Raw genomic sequence first — 22,050 nt, forward strand, 5'->3', positions numbered from 1 at the left:
CCGCTTCTTTACAAGGCCTTTGCGGAAGTCTTTCTCATAAACTTTCGCACCGACTTCGCCGGAATCCGGTGGTGCCCGTGTACCGGAATGCTCTCCAGTTCTCCGGCGGCAATGAGCTGATAGATGGTGCTCCGTCCCACACGCAAGAAAGCGGCAGCCTGCGCTGCCGTCAGAATATCCGGATATTTTTGCCGTTTCATCTTTCTCCCCCTCTTGACGAATCTTTGTTCTGGTGTTACGATGTAATTGATAAATACCATTTCTTCAATTACTCCCATACATACTAGACCGTGAAAAATCCAAAAACGGTACGCCACCACCATAAGGAGGAAAAAGATTGCGTAAAAATATCCAGACAGTAATTGAGGAAATGGAGCGCCGGGCACAGCTCGCAATGGAACAGCTTCCGGAAGCAGTCCGGGAGGAGATGCAGGAGTTTGACCACCAGCAGGAGCTGAGCGAACGGCGCTGGAAAAAGCACCGGGATACTCGCCCTCTCTGTGCCGGGGCTGACCACCCGGAGGAGGATTCCGCAGAGCGGGCGGCACTGGAGCCGGGCATCCGGTACCGGTTCGAGTATTCCCCCGAGGAAAAGGAGCAGCTGAAATCCATGAGCCGGGAGGAACGGCTCCGCCGGCAGGACAGCTGGAACCAGATCAAAGCCAAAACCCGGGTGAAAAGCGATGGCGTCAGCCGGCTGCTCACTGAAATTTTCAGCCAAAGCCCGGAAGATCTGGCACAGCTGATGAGCGACAGCCGCCTTACCCATGCAATCGGAACGCTGACTGGTCTGCAGCGTCAGGTGCTGTTCCTGGAGTTTGTAGAGCGGTACACCACCGGAGAGATTGCGGCGCTGCTGGGCTCCTCGCCCCGGAATATCCGGGCGCGGCGACAGACAGCACTGACCAAACTCCGGAAGGCACTGGAGGAAATCCCTGATCCCCGATATAAAAAGGAGGAAACATAAGATGAACCTGAATGATCAGTATGCAGGAGCCTGTACGTCCTGGGTGCGGTACAGCCGGTACGAGTTCCGGCAGTTCCCGGATGGGGTGCGGGTGATACCGGCAGCAGACGCTGTCCCCCAGCTCTATAACCCGCTGGAGACCGCCTGGGAGATGCTGGCCGAGGCCATGGAACTGGGGCGGCAGCGGCGGCAGGACCTGGCCAACATTGATGAAGCCGTGCTGCGCTTTGCGGAGCGGTATGGCTTGCTGGGGATTGCCGCTGACCTCCCCTCTGACCCGGACTTTCTCCGGAGCCGGGAGATCCTCCTGCCGGAAAACGACTTCGGCTTCACACCGGGGACAATCCCCATCGGGGAGTATCTGAATCGGTTCTTCCCGGAGGGTACCCTGCCCTGCCCGGAGGATACCCTGGGAACTGCCGCTGGTCGGGAGGAGAGCTACAACCTGGTGTTTTCCCGGGGATACGGGGAACGGCTGAGCTGGATCAGGGACTACTTCGCTGGGCTGGAGCGGGTGTACAGTCGCCGGGACAGTGCTGGCTCGTCCCCTCTGACCCGGCCCCACACCCTGCGCTATCAGGTGACCGGCGGTGTCCAGCCAAGGCTCCAGTGGATTTTTCCATCTCTGGAATCGGTGCTGGATCTGGCGCTGGCCCAGAGCCTCTGCGCTGAAGAACCGGTGCTGCGGGTCTGCAAGAACTGCGGCAAAATCTACTATAACCCCCACGCCCGCAGCGAGTTCTGCTCCGTCCGGTGCCGCAACCAGTACAATGTCCGGGCCTGGCGTTCCCGCCAGCGGGAGAACGGCTGAGCCAAAGTCCGCCCGCTACCGGTCAAAGACAGTGTTGCCCTCGCCTCTTTTCACATACCGCCGCCCCGTGTCCCCACCCTGGAAAACTTTGGTGACATCACAGAGCCGGGTCTGGCGGTATAACGCACTAGACCTTGCCCCTGGCAAGGTCGTGCGGCCGGGGACACCCCGGCACCCCGTGAAGGAGTTACAGCTGAAGTCTCCGCAAAATAATTGCGGGAAATGCCGGATTGTGGTAGAGTAAAAGTATCTATAGACTGTTTTTGATATGATCTGCCCTGGAAAGCGAGGAAAGAGTATGCGCAGCAATTTCACCTTTCTGGAAAAGGATTTTCCTGTCCTGGCCAACTTTGGCCAGATGGCGGAAAAATACTGTTTAAGCGACCCCAACTCCTGCCTGATGAAGCTGGGAATGCTCGGAGAAACCATTGTCAATCTCATGTTTACCTACGACCGCATTCCTCTTCCAGAGGAAAACAACGCAGTCAGAAGGATTGATACTCTCTATCGTGAAGGCCTCCTGACCCAGGATCTGACCGATATTCTTCACGGGCTTCGGAAGGTTCGGAACAAGGCGGTTCATGAAAATTACGCTTCTGAGTCGGACGCAAAGGCGTTTCTGCAGATGGCCTACAGCCTCTGCGAATGGTTCATGCAGACCTATGGGGACTGGAGCTATCAGCACCAGGACTTTGTCATGCCCGAATTTTCGGAATCCAACGCCCCCATCGACCCCGCCGCAGAAGAGCAGCGGGAACTCCTGCTGACCGAACAGGCAGAAACTGCCGCTTCCCAGGCACAGACTATTTCCAAGGAGAGCCGCCGCCAGCGTGCCAGTCAGATGGCAAGCCAGCGTCTGCGCTCCGAAGCGGAAACACGCTTTTTGATTGATCAGCAGCTCCGACAGGTGGGCTGGGAAGCTGATACCCAGAACCTGCGCTATTCTCAGGGAACCCGTCCTGTCAACGGACGAAATATCGCCATCGCCGAGTGGCCTACAAACTCCACTGTCGGGAATCGCGGCCGGGTGGATTATGCGCTGTTCATCGGACTGCAGATGGTGGGAATCATTGAGGCGAAGGCCGAGCACAAGGATATTCCTTCCGTCATCGACTACCAGGGAAAGGACTATCCCCGCAACATTCGGGACGAAGACGCCCCCTATCAGATCGGTACCTGGGGCGATTACAAGGTTCCGTTTACATTCGCCACCAACGGCCGGTCCTATCTGGAGCAGTACAAGACAAAATCCGGCATCTGGTTTTTGGATCTTCGGCAGCCTTCCAATGTGCCGAAGCCGCTGCGGGGCTGGATGAGCCCAGACAATCTTCGGGAACTGCTGGTCAAAGATCCCGCTGCGGGGAATCAGGCACTGGAGCAGATGCCGTTTGACCTGCTCCGGGACAAGGACGGACTGAACCTCCGGAACTACCAGCTGCGGGCAATCCAGGCAGCGGAACAAGCCATTATCGAAGGAAAGAATACCGCTCTGCTGGCTATGGCAACCGGCACCGGTAAAACCCGGACAGTCCTGGGCATGATCTATCGCTTCCTCAAAACCGGACGGTTCAAGCGGGTCCTGTTTCTGGTGGACCGTACTGCGCTGGGAGAACAGGCGCTGGATGTATTCCGGGAAGTCAAGCTGGAAGACCTGATGCCTCTGGCGGATATCTACAACATCAAGGGACTGGAAGATAAAGAGATCGAACGGGAAACCCGCATTCATGTCGCAACCGTGCAGGGCATGGTACGCCGCATTCTCTACAATGACGGGGAAACCATGCCTGCCGTTAACGACTACGACCTCATCATCGTGGATGAGGCCCACCGGGGATACCTTCTGGATAAAGAGATGGGCGATACTGAACTGCTCTATCGGGACCAGCGGGACTATCAGAGCAAGTACCGCAGTGTGATCGAATACTTCGATGCCGTGAAGATTGCCCTGACCGCCACACCCGCTCTGCAGACCACCGAAATTTTCGGTCAGCCGGTATTCAAGTACACCTACCGGGAGGCGGTGATTGAAGGCTATCTGGTGGATCACGACGCGCCTCACAATCTGCATACCCGTCTGCGGGACGAGGGAATCCACTACCGTTCCGGCGATACCATTACTATTTACGATCCTCTGACCGGAGAGATTACCAACAGCGAACTGCTGGACGATGAACTGGATTTCGATGTGGAGCAGTTTAATAAACGAGTGATTACCCGTCCCTTCAACGAAGCGGTACTGGCAGAAATCGCTCAGTACATCGACCCCGAAAATCCGGAAGAGCAGGGCAAAACTCTCATCTACGCAGTGGATGACCAGCACGCCGATATGATTGTGGATATCCTCAAGAATATCTACTCTGAATACGGGGTGGACAACGATGCCATTATGAAGATCACCGGCAGCGTAGGCGGCGGAAACCCCAAGAAGGTTCAGGAGGCCATCAAGCGCTTTAAGAATGAGCGGTATCCCAGCATTGCGGTCACCGTTGATTTGCTGACCACAGGCATTGATGTCCCTGAGATCACCAATCTGGTCTTCCTGCGCCGGGTAAAATCCCGTATCCTGTTTGAACAGATGCTGGGCCGTGCGACCCGGCTCTGTCCCAAAATCCATAAAACCCATTTTGAGATCTACGACCCGGTTGGTGTCTATGAATCGCTGGAAGCCGTCAATACCATGAAGCCAGTGGTAACCAACCCCTCTGCTACTTTTGATCAGCTGCTGGACGGTCTGGAAGTCATCGACGACGAAAAACAGATCGGCTATCAGATTGATCTGATCATCGCCAAGCTGCAGCGGCGCAAGCGCAGCCTGGACGACCGGACTATGGAACACTTTATCAACCTGACCGGCGGCAAGGACCCCACTGAATTTATCGAGCAGCTCAGGCAGGAAACTCCCCAGCAGGCCAAGGATCATATCCTGGAACACCGGGAGCTGTTCCGGCTGCTGGGCGAGACCCATGCCAACCATGGGCGTCCGGTGGTGATTTCCAACGCTCCGGACGAGCTGGTCAGCCACACCCGGGGCTATGGCAGCGGCAGCCGCCCGGAAGACTATCTGGATGCGTTTGCCGACTATGTCAAAACCCATCTCAATGAGGTTGCGGCACTGAACATTGTCTGCACCCGGCCCAAAGAGCTTACCCGGGAGAGCCTGCGGGATCTGCGCCTGACGCTGGATCGGGAGGGCTTTACCACCCAGCAGCTGAATACCGCTATTTCCGAGCTGACCAATGAGGAGATCACCGCCGACATCATCAGCCTGATCCGGCGGTATGCCATTGGCTCCACCCTCATCAGCCATGAAGCCCGGATTCGTCAGGCTGTGGATAAGCTGAAGAAAGCCCATAAGTTCAGCGCCATTGAACTGCGCTGGATCAGCCGCATCGAGAAATATCTGCTGGAGGAATCGGTCCTCAATGTACAGGTGTTTGATGAGGACTTCCGGTTCCGGGACGCAGGCGGTTTTAAGAAGATTGATCGTATTTTCCAGAACAAGCTGGAGAGCATTGTTCTGGAACTCAACGAGTATCTGTATGACGATGGAGGCAGAATCGCATGAACAATCTCAATGCTGCAAACGAATCAGATCGCCAGGCTCTTTCTCTGCTGGAGCAGATGGGTCAGTTTGAGCTGACTCCCTGTGATCCTGCGTATGATTTTGAAGACAAATCCCGGTTTACAAAGCTCAGCCTTTCTGAAGCCCAGAAGATGCATCTGAGTGCCGCCTATCAGCATCTTCCCTCCATGATGGCAGCCGGGACACTGGCTCAGGCCTATATTGCCCGATTCCCGGAAGGCCTTCCCCATACACTTACCGCGCTTAGGCAGGGCGGGTATGGTTCCATGATCCAGGGAAGTCAGGGCTTTGTTGGATCTGCCTCCTTCTTCCCTGTCACTGGACAGGCCCTTTTCCTGGGCGCCTTTACCGCCATGTCGGTGGCATCGGGGCAATATTTCCTTACACAGATCAACAGCCGCCTGGAGGTAATCCACCAGGGAATCGGTGAAATCCTGGATTTCCTGTACGGCGATAAAAAGGCGGAGCTGATGTCTGAGATCAGCTTTACAAAATACGCCTATGAAAACTATGCTTCCATCATGGCGCATGACTCCCAGCGAACCGCCACGATTGCCAGCCTGCAGAGCGCCAAAAAGGTCGCCATGAACGATATTGAGTTCTACATCCACGACCTTGGCTCTACTGTGGAATCTTCAGAGAAGGATCTGAAAAAGGTGCTGGATAAGACCGAGCAGATCCGGGACAGCCTGCGACTTTCTCTGGAGCTCTATACGATGAGCAGTCTGATGGAAGTTTACTATGCCCAGAACTTCGATGCCGCTTATCTGCAGTATCTGCAGCAGGAGATGGAGGGGTATATCGAAAAGTGCGAAACCCGAATGCTGGGCAGCTTCAATCTGCTTCGGGGCAAGATCCTCGGCTCCAATAAGAAACCTTCTCTCCCCTTGGGAAAGGAAAAAGACTCCGCCGCACTGGAGCAGAGGAGTCTTGACCTGATTGAATCGGCAGGCAGCAGCAATACCAAGGCTTTGCGGGAACTGATTTCCAATTCTCTGCACGCGGCAACAAAGCCGGCGGAATACTACCTCACCCCAGACGGAACCATCTATTGCAAAAACTAAACGGAGGAATATCAACATGACCACCCAAGAGATCGTATCCAAGCTCTGGAATCTCTGCAATGTACTGCGGGACGATGGCATTACCTATCATCAGTATGTCACCGAGCTGACCTATATTCTCTTTCTGAAAATGGCCAAAGAAACCGGGGCCGAACGCCAGATTCCGGAAGCCTACCGCTGGGATCAGCTGGCTTCCAAAAGCGGCATTGAGCTGAAAAAGTTCTACAAGGAGCTGCTGTCCCATTTGGGCGAGAACTGTACCGGACGGGTGCGGGAAATCTACCAGGGAGCCGCCACCAATATTGATGAACCCAAGAACCTGGAGAAGATTATCTCTGCCATCAATGACCTGGACTGGTACTCGGCCCGGGAAGAGGGCCTGGGCAACCTGTATGAAGGCCTCCTGGAAAAGAACGCCAACGAGAAAAAATCCGGTGCGGGCCAGTACTTTACTCCCCGTGTTCTCATTGACATGATGACCCGCCTCATGAAGCCCCAGCCCGGTGAGCGGTGCAATGACCCTGCCTGTGGTACCTTTGGGTTTATGATCGCGGCGCATCAGTATGTAAAGGATCACACCGATGATTTCTATGACCTGGATGCGGAGCTGGCCGAATTCGAGCGGAAGGAAGCCTTTACCGGCTGCGAGCTGGTCCATGACACCCATCGCCTGGCACTGATGAACGCCATGCTGCATGGCATTGAGGGACAGATCCTGCTGGGAGACACCCTCTCCAATTTGGGCAAACAGATGCACGATCTGGATCTGGTGCTCACCAATCCGCCCTTCGGCACCAAAAAGGGCGGTGAGCGTGCCACCCGAGACGACTTCACCTTCCCCACCAGCAACAAACAGCTGAACTTCCTCCAGCATATCTACCGCAGCCTGAAAACCAATGGCAAAGCCCGTGCCGCTGTAGTGCTGCCGGACAATGTGCTCTTTGCCGATGGTGATGGAGAAAAAATTCGCTGCGACCTGATGGATAAATGCAATCTGCATACCATTCTCCGCCTGCCCACTGGCATTTTCTATGCTCAGGGCGTCAAGACCAATGTTCTCTTCTTCACCCGGGGCAAGACCGACAAGGACAACACCAAAGGGGTCTGGTTCTATGACCTGCGCACCAATATGCCCAGCTTTGGCAAGACCACGCCGCTGAAGCCCGAGCATTTTACAGAGTTTGAAAGCGCTTATGAAGCAGAGGATCGCCACGCTGTGCAGGACGAGCGGTGGAGCGTTTTCACCCGGGAGCAGATTGCCGAAAAGGGAAACAGCCTGGATCTGGGTCTGATCCGGGACGACTCGGTGCTGGACTACAACGACCTGCCCGATCCGGCAGAGAGTGCAGAGGAGGCCGCTGCCAATCTGGAAGAGGCGGTAGACCTGCTGCGGAGCGTAATAACGGAGCTGCGTGCGCTGGAGGTGCAGGACTGATGGCGAGAGGAAAGAAAAAGGAATCTCCGACCCCAGAAGAACGCCTACAGGCAGCCCTGGTTCCAGAGAGCGAGCAGCCCTATAAGGTGCCAAAGAATTGGTGCTGGACAAAGGTAGGGGATTTATGTATTTTTGTTGGAGGCGGTACACCGGACAAAACAAATCCTCTCTATTGGAACGGAAATATACCTTGGGCGAGTGTAAAAGATATTAAAGGGCGCTATCTCTATTCAACTATTGATAAAATTTCACAGTTGGGTCTTGAATGTAGCTCTTCAAATTTATGCGAAGCTGGGGACCTTTTATTGGTTACTCGTATTGAACCAGCAAAAGCGATAGTTTCAAAAATTGTTACCGCAATAAATCAAGACCTCAAAATTGTAAAAAGCGAGTTATCTTCACTGTTCTTATATTACTACTTTTGCACATTTCAGCACGAGTTTGAAAGAAAAGCCAGTGGCTCCACAGTTAAGGGAATAACTTTACCTAATATACTAAATACACCATTTCCTCTTCCACCGCTCTCTGAGCAACAGCGTATTGTTGACCGCATTGAGAGCCTATTTGCCAAGCTGGACGAAGCCAAGCAAAAGGCCCAGGAAGCCCTGGACAGCTTTGAAACCCGCAAAGCCGCCATCCTCCACAAAGCCTTCACCGGCGAGCTCACCGCCCAGTGGAGAAAAGAGCATGGCGTTGGAATGGAGAGTTGGAGTTGGATACCTCTAAAAAAATGTGGCTCATGGAATGGTGGTGGTACACCCAGTATGAGCCATCCTGAATATTGGGAAAACGGTACCTTACTATGGGTCACATCTAAAGATATGAAAAGTGATTTAATTGAAGATACACTTATGCACACAAACATGCTTGGTGTAGAAAATTCTTCTGCAACCTATATTGAAGAACCAGCAGTTTTGTTTGTAATGCGTAGCGGGATACTGCGCAGGATTTTTCCTGTCTGCATGGTGAAAAAGCCTTTTACAGTCAATCAGGATCTAAAGGCACTTGTCCCAACTGTTGATATCAACCTTGAATACCTTTTCTGGGCATGCAAAGCAAACGAAAAGCAAATATTAGAAAAATGCATGAAGAGCGGAACAACTGTCGAAAGCATAAATACTGCCGCATTGCGTGATTTTGAAATTCCTATTGCAAGGAAAAACGAACAAACCGAAATCGTCCGCATCCTTGATGATCTCCTTGCCAAAGAGCAGCAGGCCAAGGAAGCCGCCGAAGGGGTGCTGGAGCAGATCGACCTCATCAAAAAAGCCATCCTCGCCCGAGCCTTCCGCGGCGAGCTTGGCACCAACGGCCCCACCGAGGAGAACGCGGTCAAGCTGCTGTGCTCCTGGGATTGACGTATAACTACAAAATTTTGTAGCCACTTGACAAATATGACTTTTTGTTGTATAATGCAAAACATGAGGTGACCCCCTATGAACAACTTAAAGCAAATCCGAGAGATATATGGTGCAACACAGGAACAGGTAGCCCAAGCGATCAATGTAAATAGGGTCACTGTAGCCAACTGGGAAAGTGGAACATCTGTTGCTTCCAGTAGTAATCAGGAAAAGCTCTCAATCTACTACGGTATAGGACCAGAGCATTTTTATGAGAAGGCGTTGGATGATGAGGCTAAACAGCTTGTACTAGATACAAGCGCAAGGGCCCGAGAGCTCGCGGAGAAATCTGAAGGAAAACGAGTCAAAGAGCAAGACTTCCACAAGATCTTTGAGTCTATTACATTTAAACAGGCCATGGAACAGTATATGTTTTCCATGAAGATGCTTTTGGCAACTGCTGACAGTGGAGAACTGGACAAGCTGAGAACAGCGGCCCTTATCAACAGGAAAATGGGAGCTAGGTTAGATGCAATTATCGATCTCCGTGAACAAGAAGAAAGTTCCGGGGAGCCATCACTGTTTGATCTGATCGAGAAAGTCGAAAGCAACGAATAAACACTATATATAGTGCCATGAACAAAAATAAACACAATATATAGTTGACAGATTTCCCATGCCATGCTATAATAGTTTCAGATCCCAGGCAAAAGAAAACAGCGCTCCGGCTGGTACCCGTTGCGCTGCATCTTGCGTCTACACAGAATTCGATGCTCAGAAGCATGATATAGACTGTGTTTCCCTTAGACACATTTACTATATCACGTTTCTGGGCTCGGTTCAATATGGAATATTTCACGAAGTTGACTTGTTCCCTGTAGCCGAGTTTTTCTTTTGGCTGTTTTGAATAGATGTTCCGAACAACCAATGATGACCGCATCTATGCGGAGAAAGGTAACGTGATATTATGTATTATGCAACAAAAATTAAAATGGAACCGGGCTGTCACAATTCTGGTAGCCTTTTGGAGATTGACTCCGTTTACATCGAAGGCTGCAGCAAACCAGGATTTTTCAAAAAGGCTGACCTGTATGACTTTTTGAAAAAGAACCCTGGCACTATTAAGGTGAAGATTTGGCCCTACCCCCATGTGACTCCTGCTATCAGCGGTGCAGGCGAGAAGTATGTGCGTTCCAGCCCTAACTACTACACGCACGACAATCTTCTCGACCTGCCGCGTGAATAAAAAAAGGGGGAATCACAGATGGGAAAGAATCAGCATGTAACGCCGCATCCGGATGGAGGTTGGCAGGTTAAAGGCGCGGGAAACTCCAAAGCTACATATCGCACTGAGACTCAGGCAGAAGCTATTGCAGTAGCCAGAGAGATCGCGCGCAATCAGGAAGCTGAATTGTTTATTCACAGACCGAATGGTCAAATTCGGGAGAGAAATTCTTTTGGAAATGATCCATATCCCCCGAAAGGTTGAGTGAAAGAGGCGGTTTATGGGTACCAGGCATAAACCGCCTCTTTTTGTCTGGCTATTTTCCTTAACCTGTGGTATTGTGTCTTGCTATAAGGAGGCAAGGCACATGAATAACATACTGCAATTGCTATACGACCGATTCTACACCCCTCTTCCCATGACAGAGGATCGCCAGGAAATGGAGCAGTACCACAAGATGCTCATTGAGCGGCTGGACAAGCCGGAACGGAAGATGGTGCTGCGGATCATCGATGCTGGTGATCGGATCGCAAATGAGCTTTCGCTGGACAGCTTCATCTGCGGCTTTCTCCTGGCATGGGAGATGACAAGCGAACTGAATCATTATCAGGACAAGCGCCCTGCTTCGGAAAAATCTCCGGGGCAGGGTGCTTCTGTATGTTCAGATGGGAACTAACCCAGTCCAGTGCCTAGGCAAAAGAACCAATCTCACAGTATATGGATACTGTTTGTGATTATAAAACATGCAAAAGATGAGAACTATTAAAATAAAACTTCCTGTATCGGCAATAATTTCTGCAAGTCAGAGTTAAAACGCCTGTTATTTTTGCCGATACCATGCTATACTATACAGTAAATCAGGATTATTTTGATACATGACGGAGGATGGAAAATGCGATACCTTTCAGTTTCTGAAACTGCAAAAAAGTGGGGCATCTCAGAGCGCAGTGTCCGAAACTATTGCGCCCAGGAGCGAGTAAATGGAGCGTTTCTCACCGGAAAGACCTGGAATATTCCTGAAAACGCAGAGAAGCCCAAGCGAACCAATAAAAGCCAAAAATCCCCTTCCACCCTGCTGGATATCCTGAAGGAGCAAAAGGCAAGTAAATACCCTGGTGGTATTTACCACAAAACACAGATTGAACTAACCTACAACTCCAATCACATGGAAGGAAGTCGCCTGACTCATGATCAGACCCGATATATTTTTGAAACCAATACCATTGGCGCTGAAAATGAAGTTCTCAATGTGGATGATGTCATTGAAACAGCCAACCATTTTCGCTGCGTTGATATGATTATCGAGAGTGCGAAGGCGCCTTTGACCGAGAAGTTCATCAAAGAACTGCACCTGACTCTAAAGAATGGAACCAGTGACTCCAGAAAAGATTGGTTCGCTGTTGGCGATTATAAAAAGATGCCCAATGAAGTTGGCGGCATAGAAACAGCCCTTCCGGAAGAAGTTGCCGATAAGATGAAAGCATTGCTGATCGAATACAGCGGGATAGGAGTAAAAACATTTGAAGATCTTCTGGACTTCCATGTGAAATTTGAGCGAATCCATCCGTTCCAGGATGGAAACGGTCGTGTGGGCAGACTGCTCCTGTTTAAAGAGTGCCTAAAATATAATATCGTTCCTTTTATCATTGAAGATAATCTGAAGCTGTTCTACTACCGGGGACTGAAAGAGTGGAATCATGAAAAAGGATATCTGATTGATACCTGCCTGACCGCACAGGACAGATACAAAGCTTACTTGGACTATTTTCGAATTGCTTATTAATCAAATCCTTTTTTTGATATGTTGAGCAAAAGGCAACAGAAAGGAGAATTATTATGAAAGCAAAAATTGCTCTGATTTTCGCATTGGGAGTTATGACTGGGTTAATATCCGGATGCAGCAGGGAGTCCACTCCCTCATCTGTGCCTGATTCCTCTGGAGGAACAGAACCTTCGTCTCTTTCCTCCTCCCAGCCTTCTGAGACTGATGCCCAAGATACAGCTGAAATTGAAATGCCTGAACTTCCTGGTCGGGAGGGAGATCAGCCGCTGGTTCGCCTTTTGGGGACAAAAGAAGAGCTTTTTGCATTTGCAGAATGGGTGGGGACCGGCGCCTCCTACTATTGTCAGGACCTTACCTGGCAGCTTGATGCGGATATTGACCTGGAAGGAGAACCCTGGTCTCCTATCGGGCCTCTAAAAAATGTCCTTGATCTGCGAGATGCCAAAACCCAGCTGGAAGGTTATGACTATCTTATTCAGAAAATTACCCAGGAAAAAGAGGAAAACCCGGAATTTTATGAAGATATGCGTTCTTATCTTGGCTTTTTCGGTACCTTTGATGGCAACGGACATCGGATTACCGGCCTGAATGTACCCTACGAAAACGTCCAGTGCCAGGAAGATCCCTATACCCAGAGCGGTTTCTTTGCGGTACTGGGCGCTGGATCACTCGTGCGGGACCTTCATATTGAAGGCACCGTCCAGGGCTTTGGTGATACGGGTGGCCTGGCAGGCCGCGGCCCCTATGGTCTCCACACAGAAACTCCCGCTTTTGTGATTGGCTGCTCTTTCACAGGCACCGTAGAGCTCCCCACTGGAATTTATCGTTCCCATGGCGGGTTTGGGGGTCTTATCGGTTCGACCGGAGAGGACTTGCAGATAAGAAATAGTTTTGCCCTTGCCGATGTTTCCGGGGACAACAATGTGGGTGGGCTGATCGGCAGCGCCAATAATAACTCCGAGATTCTGAACTGTTTTTGCCGGGGAACTGTTACCGCAGTGCCTGCATTCCAAAAAGAGGGAAAACTGCTGGTAAGCAATATTGGCGGTCTGACCGGAGCCAGCTATAATGGCACTTTTATCAACTGCTACAGTGATACAAATTTGGTCATTACCGCTATGTCCGGACCAATAGGAGGTTTTATAGGCTATCACAGCGGCCAGGATTCCGGCTGTGTTTACAATGCCCAAAAAACAGGAGACTGGGGCCCTGGCTATGCCTATCCAGGCTCCAATACCAAATTTAATGCCATAGCGCTCTCACCTGAAGAGATGAAAGATCCCCAGATATTCCGGGATTTGGGTTGGGATCTGGATGTCGTCTGGCAGCTGGAAGAGGGAGACATTTCCCCCTCCCTTCGCAGCTGAGCCACAACCTCTCTCCATATCGGAAAACATCTTCAAAAAACAGCTTTTTGTGGGATAATTCCGGTTACAGTCAGTGTTTATGGAAAAGGCGAAAACAATAAATCATCCACGTTAAGGTACCATAACGACGCCTTCTCATCGGAGGGATGACAAGCGAACTGAATCATTATCAGGACAAGCGCCCTGCTTCGGAAAAATCTCCGGGGCAGGGTGCTTCTGTATATCCTGATAAGAGCCGCCCCTAAAAATTTTACAGCTCCATCTCCTGCTGCTGTGCCTGATAGTTCGCCTTCAGTTCTTCCAGCACTTCGGGTGGAATTGAGTCCAGAAAGTCCTGCACCTCCCGCAGCTCATAGATCAGCTCCTCTTCTTCCCGACGCTTCCGGTCCAGGGCATAAACCGCTATCTCGGTCTCACGGGCCAGAGCTTCCTTCTCTGTCTCCATCTGGCGGATCTGCTGGTCATAGGGCTTCAGCTTTGCCTCAAACGCATTGACCCGGGGATACCATTGCCCCAGCAACTCCAGAATCTTTTCCCTCTGGCGTCCTGCGTTGAATGGCCCGATTTTCTCCAGCTCAGCCCGGATTTCCGCCATCTCCCCGGTGAGTCGGTGCGCCTGCTTATACAGCCAGGTGGGGACGTGTTTTCGCTTGGTCACAGCTGCAGCCTCACCCCGCTCCAGCTCCGGGAACTCTGCTGCCATGTGGTCGTGGAATCTGTCCTGCCACTCCACCAGCTTTTCCCGGTTGCCGATGACCTCCTTGGCAGACAGCCGATGGTCCCTGGTCAGTGGCACGAAGCAGAGGTGCATATGAGGATTGCGCTCGTCCATGTGTACCACCGCGGAAAAGATATTCTCCTTCCCGACCTCATCTTTGAAAAAATCCAGTGCACGTTCAAAATACCGCTTCACCCGTTCCGGCGGCAGGGCAGCCAGATACTCCGGGCTGGCGGTGACAATGGTGTCAATGAACTTCACACTGTCCTTGCGCACCTTGCACCGGGGATTCTGCCGCTGTGCTGCCTCAATCCGGGACTGGATTTCCCTGTAATAGCTCCGGACCGGCTCCACCAGATGGTAGTTGAGGTGGGACCGCTCCCGGTCGATGTCCGGATTGCTGGCATACTGCTCCTTTTTCCGCTCATGATGGCGCTCCAGAGCCGATGCCGGCCCACCCTTCCTCTTTTCAAACCGCATGATTGCGTATGGCATCGTCATCTCCTCCTTTCAGCTCCGTACTCCCGGCTGTTTGCCCCTGTGTGACGGGGAATCTCCCGGTCGGGGAAATTACCCCCGCACCCTTCTGCCGCCCGTGTGCCCGCTCAGAGAGACGCTAGGAGCGCCTCCCGTCTAAGCAGACACTCCCGCACCTTCTTCTCCAGGTAGGCCGATGGAACCCGTATCTCTTTCCAGTCCACCTCCCGCAATTCCTCCAGCAGCTCCAATACAGCACAGGAATCAATGGTTCGAATCAATGCCTGACAGTCCGGTTTCTGTTCCAGGCGTGAAAAAATGCCCAGCAGCATCTCCACCAGGGGAAGGCTGTCGGGCATTTCTTCTTCAAAATAGGAATATTCAATCTGCTCCTTCCACTCCTCGAAGGAATGGGTAGAAAGATGATTCTGTGACATGTGAATCTGGGTTTCTGAATCTGGTTCGGGTGAATCCGGCGCATTGGCTGGGGAACAGAGTGCATCAGCCGGTGTATCCTCTGCACGGGACGGTGGTGCAGCAATGGACGGCGCCGCCACAACCGTATAGAGGTTGGAGGTGTTGTCACCGCAGGGATTTTTCCGCACCTCCTTGCGAATCAGTCCCAGGCTATCCAGCCGGGCCACAGCGTCAATGGCCTTGCGCCGGGAACAGCCGGCTTTCCCGGCGATGGTCTGATAGGAGGGAAAACAGGTTCCCTCCCGGCTGTCCGCATAGGCGCAGAGAACCAGATAAACCGCCAGTTCGTACACCGAAAGCTGACCACTCATCACCACCGCATAATCCACCATGACAAACGGCCGCTCCCGCCGGAACTGAAGTATCTTCTTCATATCATTCTCCTTTCCCATAAATAAAAAATGTCACCCGGCGGATGATTGTCCCTTTACGCTCAGATCGAGAACGGAGAAATATCCAAAGTGATAGAGTCCACTCTGCTCCCCTTTCATTTTCTCCATGCAGAAGATCCTTCCCTGTACGCCTGGATTCGGCAGCGCTGCATTGATACAAACCGAACCAACTGCCGCTTTCTTTTGCGGGAACTCGATCTGGAAGAGGCAGATTCCATACAAATTGTACTGTCTGTGAATGCAGCAGCCATTACGGATCATTTCTGGATTCGGGAAAAAGGCAGCGACAGGACCTATGAGCAGGCTCGATTTCACCAGGATCATCTTGCAAAGACAGCTCTGCTCGGCTCATCCGCTGGCATTGTTGTCCCCCCGGATCATCATTCTCCCGAACTCACCAATACAAGCACTTTTGAAAAATGCTGGCGTCTGGAAAACGGTCAATGGTGGCTTTATAAGAGAGGATATCCCGAACACACATTTTCAGAACTTGCCGTACAGGCGATCGGGCAGTATCTTGGCCTGAATATGGCTGCCTATGAATCTGTAAGCCGGGAGGAAATTGGAGCTGTCTTCAATTGCCGGGCACCCGCTTCGATGACAGTGGTAAAGACACCGGATTTTTCAAAGGGAAGGCTGAACTTTGAGCCGGCAGCGGATCTTGGCTGCAAAAGAAATGTTGCCGGAAAAAACCTGCAGATCCTCCGAAAATTCTCTCCGACAGCGGCGCAGGAGTATGAAAAAATGGTCTTGCTCGATGCCCTGACCTACAACCTTGACCGCCACCTCTATAACTTCGGTATTCTCCGGGACCGAGCTTCCGGGCAGGTTGTTTCGATGGCGCCTGTCTTTGATCACAATCTCTCTCTTTCCATGTCGCTGATGGACTACAGACAGATCATGGCCGGCAAACCTGATCCTCTCCTTCTGGATTGGGACAGCCTGATAGCCAGCCGGACACCTGTAATGGGACCAATGAAACTTCCGCCCATCCATGGCCAGGTTATGCAGGACCTTTTAAAAGATATCCATGTACCAGGCTTTTCTGAAGAGGACAATCGATCTGTCATTGAGATCCTCTCCTTCCGCGGGGAGAAACTACAGGAAAGCATCCGACAGCAAAACCGCCTTTAGCCGGAGCAGATCAAATGGAAATGAATTAAAAACAGGGGAAGCATCTATGTGCTTCCCCTGTTTTTTCAGGTTTCAGAAGAACGGCGATGACTGCCTTTGGTGTTACTTACCAAAATATTTTGTGCCGGCCATTTCCCTTCCAGACGACTCTCCGTTTCGGGTCAGGGTCACCGGGCCCTGTTCCGTCCTACACATTTCCGCAATTTTATCAAAGCCAAACCGGAACAGCTCCGATCCTTCTATGCAAATTCCCATTGTTTTTTTCCACTTTAGAATTTGATAGAGTGGTTTCTGCCAAATACATCTGATTTTCTGTTTGAAGCAGCTATACCTGCACGCAAAGAGCGGGCCGTTCAGAAGATCCTGCCTGCTCCGGGCCTTCAGATTTTAAATTTTTTCAAAAACCGGGTACGAATCCCCTCTGTTTTTCGGATAGAAGGTGAGGAGGACAAAAGCCTCCCGCAAAAACAGAAAGCCCCCGGTTCCCGGGCCCGCCGCGGAGTGCCTGGAATGCCGGCGGCTTTCCAAATCCAAAAACAAAGGAGAAATGATTTATGGATATTGTAAATGGCAAAACCTATCGGTTCATCAATGTTTACCACGACGGCTATGGCCTCAACATCTACGGCACCAAAGACACTGACATCAAGGGCGGCCAGAATGTCTGCCTGTACTCTGCAAGCCCCACAGATCAGATGCAGCAGTGGAAGGCTGTTGCTGTAAGCGGCGCATCCGATGTATTCCAGCTGGAAGCAGTTCTGAACTCTGTTTATGTCCTGGACTGCAGTGACGGCAGTATCTCGACATCTTATAAGAACAATGCACACATGTGCAAGAAGACCGGCACCAGTGCTGTGGACAGCGGCATTATTGCAAAGCCGGTTCAGGGGGTTCAGGGGAATCAAGTGCGCATCTGTCTGCCCGAAAAGAATCTGTACCTGACTGCGACTACTGTGACAGAGGACGATACAGAGCTCTCCAATAATATCTCCACATCGGCGGCGCTCCGGGGCGGCAGCACTGGCCGGGGCAATGTCTACTGGGCTTCCCCTGCCAGCGAAGGTTCGATGACCTGGAAGAAGCAGTGCTGGGAGGTTGTTGAAGTCGGCGGCGGCACTGATCCGGACCCGGAGCCGGGTGAAGACATTACAGTAACCGGTATGCCGGACTGCATTGAATATGGAGAGGAAAAGACAGAGTATTTCCATCCTGACTCTGGTATGGTAAATGGCAGCTGGAGCAAAAATGATGGCCTCACCAAGGAAGAAGCGGTCCGCTCCTTCTATCATAAGGTGTTTGGCTATGATCCCCACGACGATCAGCATTTTCTGTATAACCTTTATGGCGCAAAGTACAATGTAGACGGCTATCGCGGAAAGTACCATACAGGAATCGATATGTATGGTATTCCTGGGACGGCGGCAAATGGAGAAGATAAGCTGACCATTCATTCTGCCCATGCAGGCACCGTAGTTTTTATTGGTACTGGCTATGGTACAGTTGCTATCTATGATGGTCACAGAACCTATCTGTATCTGCACATGAAGAGTATCTGTGTTTCTGCGGGTGATTCGATCAAGGTAGGCGATAAGCTGGGAATTCAGTCCCACACAGGGCTGACCAATGGCGACCATCTGCACATTGAGGTTCAGGAAGGGAAGGCAAAGTCTGAGGCTGCACTTCCTACAATCAATGACCCCATTGAATCTATCAGCCCCTATGAGTATCTTTGATCTATTTTGAAAAAAGCCGGACCGATCGGTCCGGCTTTTTTCCATCAGGGATGGGAAATGATTGCCTCATCCACGATCCCCATGCGATTATCCATATCAATGAAGTGGACCTTTCCCTCCTCATCCAGGATCACCACTGAACTCCATGCCAGGTCTGCCTGGACTCCTTTTACCGGGATCTCAAAGGCGAGTCCTTTCAAAGAGGGATCATACTGATACTCCTGAAGATCCTCGTTCCAGACCTCACAGTTTTCTGGCGGCATATACCGATAAGTTCGGTCCGGATTCTGGGTCAGCAGATTCCTGCTCTGATACTGGAACCAGAGTGTTCCAGTAGGCATATCCAATACCTCAGCCGACTCAAACGGACTATCCGAGACATAGGGAGTAAAGGCAAGGGTTCCATTTGCCTTCTGATAGCTGACATCGTTGGTATACCACAGTTTGTCTCCCAGTGAAAAATCAAACTGCTGAACTTCTTCAGCGACCTTGACCCAGGAAAGGACCGGCTCCTCTCCAAAATTCCAAGACAAATACCAGAGTGTGCCTTCCTGGTCCAGCGCTGCACCCCATCCAATGATAAACCGTATTTCCTGTATGGATATGTTCTGCGGGTTCCACTCCTCCGGCTCATAAAGCCCCCATTCCCCAGAACAAACAGCCAGGCTGCCGTCTGTATACAGGACTACTCCTGGGAAGACCCGATCTATCTCCCGGTCAAACGGAGGCAGATCGCTTTCAGGTTCATTGGTCCAGTAGTCTCCGGTTTCGGTAAGGCCCACGGCATAGTAATAAGGGCTTTTACCGCTGGTAAAGTCCTGAATCCCTGTAGCTATGGATTGCAGGATATCCTGATCTCTGTCATAGAGGAACAGTTCTCCGGCGCTGTCCAGTGCGTAAAATCCCTCATAATATCGCTGCGGGTCTTCCGGGTCCTCAAAATAGGCATATTTTACTTTTACGAATTCCGGCTTCTCCCGGGAAACTTCCTCCTGTCTGGGAGGACCACCCTCCAATGAAGTCGAGCTTTCCCTGTCCGCGCTGCACCCGCCCAGCAGCAGGCACATGACCAGGAATCCTGCCAACAGCCGTTTTCCCATACCGTTCCCTCCTGTTCTGTACTCATAAAATCTTTTCTGAAACGAGGTGATCCCTTATGCCTGAAAAACAAGGTGCCTTTCCCGCTGCCCTCTGCGGCGCTCTTACAGCCCTGTCCGAAAACTACGGCACGATCTGCTCCATCTGCTGCGCCCTGATCCTGCTGGACCTGCTCACCGGCCTTGCCAAAGCGAAGATCCAGGGCAGGCTGAGCAGCGACACTGGCTACAAGGGTTTCTGGCGCAAGGCCGCTCTGCTCGCCGCCCTGGTCTTCGGTATCTGCCTGGATCTGCTGGTGGAGTATGCTGCCGCCGCCGGCCTGGGGGCAGAGTTCCCCGCCCTGATCGGTCGGCTGCTCGCCTTCTGCATCGCCGTCAACGAGTGCATCTCCATCACCGAAAACCTCTCGGCCTGCGGCGTCCGGCTGCCCGGTTTTCTCGCCGCAGCCCTCGGAAACACCAGGGACAAGCTCGACCAGCGCTGACTCCTGCCCCCATTATACCAGTGCCGGAATCCGCTGTAAATCCTGCCCCTGCGGGGAGCAGTTCTCTGGCGGCTCTCGCGATTTGCGGGGGCCGCCAGAGTTTTTATACCCCATCATCGTTCTGTTGCCCAGACGCATGTGCAGCAACCGGACTTACTCACATATCAGGGACTATGCAGGAATCCATCTTCCAATGATAAAGGCTTCTGCCTTAAAATCCTGCCGAAAAAAACGGTCTTTTTTCTACACTCTGATGCAGGAGAAAATCGCGGCAGTTTTCCTCAAAACTTTAGATAATAATCGAATTGAATCAAGAACAAAGATTCGGTATAATAGTATCACAGTCCAGAGAGAAATTCCCTTGAAATTACCAGTATTTTGCTATCTGTTCCACCTCTTGGAAACTCTGGATTCTCTTCGGAGAATATTAGATTATAATCTATTTTTGATTGGAGGCGATTGTTTGAACCAGAACATTCCTCGCCCAGCCAGCCCCCTCAATCGGGAACTGCGCTGCCCCCATTGCCGGCATCTCATTCTGATTGCCAGTGCAGATGCCAGGGGCCATATCCAGACCAAGTGCAAAGCCTGCAAACGGGAGATCCTCTTTGACCTGGACCAGAACCTGGCCCGGATCCTGTAAGTGAATATCCAATCAAGCTGTGCTGAAAGGAGCCGCTGCCTGCGAAGACTTCCTGAGCCGCATGATCGTCCGACCAAACCCCATGCCGGACTGTCATGCGGCTTTTGTTTTCTCATGCAGGCTTCTTTGGGCAGAAAGGAGAGCCTATGCCGAAACAAAAATCAGACCGTGAACAGTATCTGATCCGGATCGGGGAAACACTTGTCCCTGTAAACCGGGAGATCTATGGAGCATACTATGGCGGAGAGCGCCGGGAGCGCTACCAGGCGGAACGGGATCAGGCCCATGGGACCCTGTATTTCAGCGCCATGGGGGAAGAAGGAGCTGACGTGCTGGAGATCCTGCCGGCATCGGGAGAGAACCCTTTGGACACCCTGGAGCGCCGGGAAAGAGACCTTCTTCTCTCTGCGGCCCTGCACCGCCTTCCGGGACCCGACCGGACGCTGATCCGGCAGCTCTACTGGGACGGGCTGCCCCGGACCGGGATTGCCCGGCAGGAAGGGGTCAGCGAAGGGGCAATCCGCAAACGGGAGCAGCGTATCCTCAAATCCCTGCATTCTGACTTGCAGGAGGCCCTGTCGATCCCGGCATAGACAACCAAGAAGTGGAGTGCATCATCCGGTGTACCCTCTGCATGGGACGGTGGTGCAGCAATGGGCGGCGCCGCCACAACCGTATAGAGATTGGAGGAGTTGTCGCCACAGGGATTTTTCCGCACCTCCTTGCGAATCAGGCCCAGGCTCTCCAGCCGGGCCACAGCGTCAATGGCCTTGCGCCGGGAACACCCGGCTTTCCCAGCGATGGTCTGATAGGAGGGGAAACAGGTCCCCTCCCGGCTGTCCGCATAGGCGCAGAGAACCAGATAAACCGCCAGCTCGTACACCGAAAGCTGACCGCTCATCACCACCGCATAATCCACCATGACAAACGGCCGCTCCCGCCGGAACTGAAGTGTCTTCTTCATACCATTCTCCTTTCTCGCAAATGAAAAAAGCCGCCCATCGGCGGCTGACTGCGTCTTTACTAATGAGTTTACCAATGAAATCGGCTGTTCCGGTGCGATAATCCCCACCCCCGGAAAGCCCTGTTCTGATGCCCTTTTGGGCCCGCAAACCCGCATCAGCAAAGGATTTTTCGGCTTCCCGGGCGGCACTCCTGTGACCCGAGACGGACCGGTGGAATCTCCCCCGTCAACAACTCGAAATCGTTTTGTCTAGAGATAGGCACGTGGGTTCGAATCCCACCGTCTCCGCCACCAGACTGAGTCTGGACGCATGTCGCGTTCAGGCTCTTTTTCTTTGCCAAAATGAGCGGACCGC

The 22,050-nt window shown here is 52.1% G+C and carries 21 protein-coding genes and 1 pseudogene; 17 read left to right on the forward strand and 5 right to left on the reverse strand.

Annotated features, from left to right (window positions below):
* Positions 1-8: 8 nt before the first annotated feature.
* Entirely contained in the window at positions 9-200 is a 192-nt protein-coding gene (locus H9X81_RS03750) for a helix-turn-helix domain-containing protein (protein ID WP_204719934.1), read from the reverse strand.
* A gap of 137 nt (positions 201-337) precedes the next feature.
* On the opposite strand from H9X81_RS03750, the gene H9X81_RS03755 reads away from it, so the two are divergent.
* The 12 genes from H9X81_RS03755 to H9X81_RS03810 all read left to right on the forward strand — a co-directional run bounded on the left by H9X81_RS03755 (position 338) and on the right by H9X81_RS03810 (position 13,575).
* On the forward strand, positions 338-967 hold the full coding sequence (locus tag H9X81_RS03755; protein WP_204719936.1) for an RNA polymerase sigma factor: 630 nt from the start codon (positions 338-340) through the stop codon (positions 965-967).
* Between the two features lies 1 nt (position 968).
* Positions 969-1,778, forward strand: a complete 810-nt coding sequence (locus tag H9X81_RS03760; protein ID WP_204719938.1) for a hypothetical protein — start codon at positions 969-971, stop codon at positions 1,776-1,778.
* A gap of 358 nt (positions 1,779-2,136) precedes the next feature.
* Complete coding sequence (gene hsdR / locus H9X81_RS03765) at positions 2,137-5,343, forward strand: type I restriction-modification system endonuclease (RefSeq protein ID WP_345941522.1); 3,207 nt, start codon at positions 2,137-2,139, stop codon at positions 5,341-5,343.
* Positions 5,340-6,425, forward strand: coding sequence for a hypothetical protein (locus H9X81_RS03770; RefSeq protein WP_204719942.1), 1,086 nt, complete (start codon positions 5,340-5,342; stop codon positions 6,423-6,425). The genes hsdR and H9X81_RS03770 overlap by 4 nt, the downstream gene beginning before the upstream one ends.
* Positions 6,426-6,441: 16 nt before the next feature.
* Positions 6,442-7,860 (forward strand): N-6 DNA methylase, encoded by a 1,419-nt coding sequence (locus H9X81_RS03775; protein ID WP_204719944.1) that lies wholly within the window; start codon positions 6,442-6,444, stop codon positions 7,858-7,860.
* Positions 7,860-9,218, forward strand: a complete 1,359-nt coding sequence (locus H9X81_RS03780) for a restriction endonuclease subunit S (RefSeq protein ID WP_204719946.1) — start codon at positions 7,860-7,862, stop codon at positions 9,216-9,218. Before H9X81_RS03775 ends, H9X81_RS03780 begins: the two co-directional genes overlap by 1 nt.
* A 78-nt stretch (positions 9,219-9,296) precedes the next feature.
* Entirely contained in the window at positions 9,297-9,818 is a 522-nt protein-coding gene (locus H9X81_RS03785) for a helix-turn-helix transcriptional regulator (protein ID WP_204719949.1), read from the forward strand.
* A 349-nt stretch (positions 9,819-10,167) separates the two neighbouring features.
* Positions 10,168-10,446, forward strand: coding sequence for a DUF3892 domain-containing protein (locus H9X81_RS03790; protein WP_204719951.1), 279 nt, complete (start codon positions 10,168-10,170; stop codon positions 10,444-10,446).
* 18 nt (positions 10,447-10,464) lie between these two features.
* Complete coding sequence (locus H9X81_RS03795; RefSeq protein ID WP_204719953.1) at positions 10,465-10,689, forward strand: DUF2188 domain-containing protein; 225 nt, start codon at positions 10,465-10,467, stop codon at positions 10,687-10,689.
* Positions 10,690-10,792: 103 nt separating this feature from the next.
* Positions 10,793-11,101: a DUF6809 family protein gene (locus H9X81_RS03800; RefSeq protein ID WP_204719955.1), complete on the forward strand. Its 309-nt coding sequence runs from the start codon at positions 10,793-10,795 to the stop codon at positions 11,099-11,101.
* Between the two features lie 216 nt (positions 11,102-11,317).
* Positions 11,318-12,208, forward strand: coding sequence for a Fic family protein (locus H9X81_RS03805; RefSeq protein WP_204719957.1), 891 nt, complete (start codon positions 11,318-11,320; stop codon positions 12,206-12,208).
* Positions 12,209-12,261: 53 nt separating this feature from the next.
* Entirely contained in the window at positions 12,262-13,575 is a 1,314-nt protein-coding gene (locus tag H9X81_RS03810) for a hypothetical protein (protein ID WP_204719959.1), read from the forward strand.
* 250 nt (positions 13,576-13,825) lie between these two features.
* Here the strand turns inward: H9X81_RS03810 and mobV are convergent, their stop codons facing one another.
* The gene (mobV, locus tag H9X81_RS03815; RefSeq protein WP_204719961.1) at positions 13,826-14,788 is read right to left on the reverse strand and encodes a MobV family relaxase; all 963 of its coding nucleotides are present in this window, start codon (positions 14,786-14,788) and stop codon (positions 13,826-13,828) included.
* A 110-nt stretch (positions 14,789-14,898) separates the two neighbouring features.
* Positions 14,899-15,621: a helix-turn-helix domain-containing protein gene (locus H9X81_RS03820; RefSeq protein ID WP_204719963.1), complete on the reverse strand. Its 723-nt coding sequence runs from the start codon at positions 15,619-15,621 to the stop codon at positions 14,899-14,901.
* An 87-nt stretch (positions 15,622-15,708) separates the two neighbouring features.
* Here H9X81_RS03820 and H9X81_RS03825 point away from each other — a divergent pair, with 87 nt between their 5' ends.
* Positions 15,709-16,773 (forward strand): hypothetical protein, encoded by a 1,065-nt coding sequence (locus H9X81_RS03825; protein ID WP_204719965.1) that lies wholly within the window; start codon positions 15,709-15,711, stop codon positions 16,771-16,773.
* A 554-nt stretch (positions 16,774-17,327) separates the two neighbouring features.
* Positions 17,328-18,506: a M23 family metallopeptidase gene (locus H9X81_RS03830; RefSeq protein ID WP_204719967.1), complete on the forward strand. Its 1,179-nt coding sequence runs from the start codon at positions 17,328-17,330 to the stop codon at positions 18,504-18,506.
* Between the two features lie 44 nt (positions 18,507-18,550).
* Here the strand turns inward: H9X81_RS03830 and H9X81_RS03835 are convergent, their stop codons facing one another.
* Positions 18,551-19,606: a hypothetical protein gene (locus H9X81_RS03835; RefSeq protein WP_204719969.1), complete on the reverse strand. Its 1,056-nt coding sequence runs from the start codon at positions 19,604-19,606 to the stop codon at positions 18,551-18,553.
* A gap of 56 nt (positions 19,607-19,662) precedes the next feature.
* Here H9X81_RS03835 and H9X81_RS03840 point away from each other — a divergent pair, with 56 nt between their 5' ends.
* The 3 genes from H9X81_RS03840 (at position 19,663) to H9X81_RS11765 (ending at position 21,324) form a co-directional block, all read left to right on the forward strand.
* Positions 19,663-20,088 carry a phage holin family protein gene (locus H9X81_RS03840; protein WP_204719972.1) on the forward strand — a complete coding sequence of 142 codons (426 nt, stop codon included), beginning with the start codon at positions 19,663-19,665 and terminating at the stop codon, positions 20,086-20,088.
* A gap of 463 nt (positions 20,089-20,551) precedes the next feature.
* Entirely contained in the window at positions 20,552-20,731 is a 180-nt protein-coding gene (locus tag H9X81_RS03845; protein ID WP_204719974.1) for a hypothetical protein, read from the forward strand.
* A gap of 146 nt (positions 20,732-20,877) precedes the next feature.
* Positions 20,878-21,324, forward strand: a complete 447-nt coding sequence (locus tag H9X81_RS11765; protein WP_243424000.1) for an RNA polymerase sigma factor — start codon at positions 20,878-20,880, stop codon at positions 21,322-21,324.
* A gap of 146 nt (positions 21,325-21,470) precedes the next feature.
* On the opposite strand, the pseudogene H9X81_RS11995 reads toward H9X81_RS11765, so the two are convergent.
* Positions 21,471-21,851 (reverse strand): annotated as a pseudogene (locus tag H9X81_RS11995) (helix-turn-helix domain-containing protein); the annotation flags it as partial.
* Positions 21,852-22,050: the final 199 nt, after the last annotated feature.

It is taken from the genome of Hydrogenoanaerobacterium saccharovorans, from assembly GCF_016901815.1.
GTDB classification, from domain to species: Bacteria; Bacillota; Clostridia; order Oscillospirales; family Ruminococcaceae; genus Avimicrobium; species Avimicrobium caecorum.